Origin of the sequence: Streptomyces sp. 5-10, from assembly GCF_014712245.1 — a bacterium.
Lineage (GTDB): Bacteria > Actinomycetota > Actinomycetes > Streptomycetales > Streptomycetaceae > Streptomyces > Streptomyces violaceusniger.
Genome location: NZ_JACVYG010000183.1, coordinates 1 through 1,972 on the forward strand (window position 1 = coordinate 1; position 1,972 = coordinate 1,972).

Sequence of the window (1,972 nt, forward strand, 5' to 3'; positions counted from 1 at the left end):
TGTCGGATCCCAGCTGATGCGCGACGTTCTGGTCTCACCTGATGCTTGACGGTGGGCCTAGACAACATGGGAAGCCCCGTGGGGCTTGTTCGCTTTCACGTTACGGACCGGGACATCGGTCGTGCGGCGGATGACCCGGATCTGTCCGTCCAGCTCGACGGTGATCGTCGTGTCCGACACGTGCACGGTCACGGTCTGGCCTGCGTAGGGGCGTCCGAGTGAGACGGTCTGGCGGCAGACCATGACCGTGCCGACCGCACTGACCCGCCGCTGCACACGAACCGGCTCGACGCGGGGCCGTGGAGCCGGTCCCGCGGGCCGCAGTCCCCTCAGACGCCGCACCTCCTCGGTGTCGAGCGGGTTGGGCCGCACCCGCAGCAGCTCCCGCGAGGACAGGTCGAAGAACGACAGCGTCTCGGCGTCGATCCGGATGCCCACCTGGCGGCCACCGAGGATCTCCGCCGCCAGCACCTGGCGCCCGCCCAGGCCCACCAGGCCGCTGTTGTTCACCACCCGGTCCACCTCGAACGCGGCCCCGTCGTCGGCCGGAAGCGGGGCCGGACCGGCAGCACGCCCTCCCCGGGCCGCCAGCCGCCCCAGATCCGCCGGCGACAGATGTGACCGCACGGTCTTGATCCGTGCTCCCGCGATCATCAGATGGATCACCGAGGTGTCGGCCCAGAACGTCACCGTCAGCCCGGAGCGGGACGGTCCAAGCCAGAACTGCTTGCCCGCGACCTGCAGATTCCCACTCGCAGGCACCACCCGCTCGAACTCCACCGGCCCGCCCTCCTCAGCCTGCACCACCTCAGGAACCAAGGCAGGCACTACCTCAGCCGGATCCGGCACCACCGCAGGAGCCATCCGCTGCTGCGGCACCAGCGCAAGCACTCCCGGGATCTTCAGGCCCAGCACATCCCGTTCCTCATCGGGAACCGGGGCGAACCGGTCCGACGGGGACTGCATGTCCAGGGCCTGATGCGGACGATCGGAGTTGTACTCCTCCACCCACGCATCCAATGCCGCCTGAGCCACCCCGATGCTCTCGAACGCGCCGCAGTCGTCGAGGAGTTCACGCCGCAGCGTCTGATGGAACCGTTCGACCTTGCCCGTCGTGGTCGGGGAGGCCGGCTGGGTCAGCCGGTGCGCGATCCCGTTCTCCCGGCAGATCCGGTCGAACAGCACCTCACCACCCTGCCCGAACCGGTCGGTGAACTGCTTGCCGTTGTCCGTCAGCACCTCCTCCGGCACCCCGAACGTCTGCAAGGCCCGGGCGAACGCCGCGCAGACCGCACGCCCGGTCGCCCGCTCGACCACCGACGCGATCACGCAATACCGGGAATGGTCATCCACACCGGTCACGACCTTCGCCTCGGACAACTCACCCGTCACCGGGTCGACCAGCATCACCCCGCCGACAATGTCCATCTGCCACAACTGCATCGCACGGTCCCGCTGCCAGCGCTTGTAATCCGACCGCTTCCGACGCCGCACCCCCGGCTCCACCAACCCATGCCTGACCAAGATCCGATACACGGTCATCCGCGACGGCACCGGACTCACCGCCCCGGACCGCTCCAGCACATGAGCGATCCGCCGCGGACCCCACTTCGGATGCTTGCGCCGCAGCTCGCACACAGCCGTCTCCACCTCGGCAGACGCCTGATGCGGACACGACGCCGGCCGACGAGAACGATCCGCCAACCCCGCCAATCCCGAAGCCGCATAACGCGACTTCCACCCACTGACCGTCTGCCGCGACACCCCGAGCTGAGCGGCGACCTCGGTCACAGTCGCACCCGCCAGCACTGCCAGGACAGCCCGGTATCTCTGCTCAACGACCGACAACTCCACCAGCGCCAATCCCGGCCTCCTGCCACGCACCGCAACGACGCGCACAGAAAAGCCGATCACGGCCACTGTCAACCATCAGCTGGGACCGAAGTGTCAAGCATCTCCCGGGACCGGACAC

At 68.3% G+C, this 1,972-nt stretch carries 1 protein-coding gene; it reads right to left on the reverse strand.

What is annotated here, in order from left to right; translation table 11 throughout:
* Positions 1-57: 57 nt before the first annotated feature.
* The gene (locus IEJ02_RS47695) at positions 58-1,863 is read right to left on the reverse strand and encodes an IS481 family transposase (RefSeq protein ID WP_191070491.1); all 1,806 of its coding nucleotides are present in this window, start codon (positions 1,861-1,863) and stop codon (positions 58-60) included.
* Positions 1,864-1,972 lie beyond the last annotated feature (109 nt).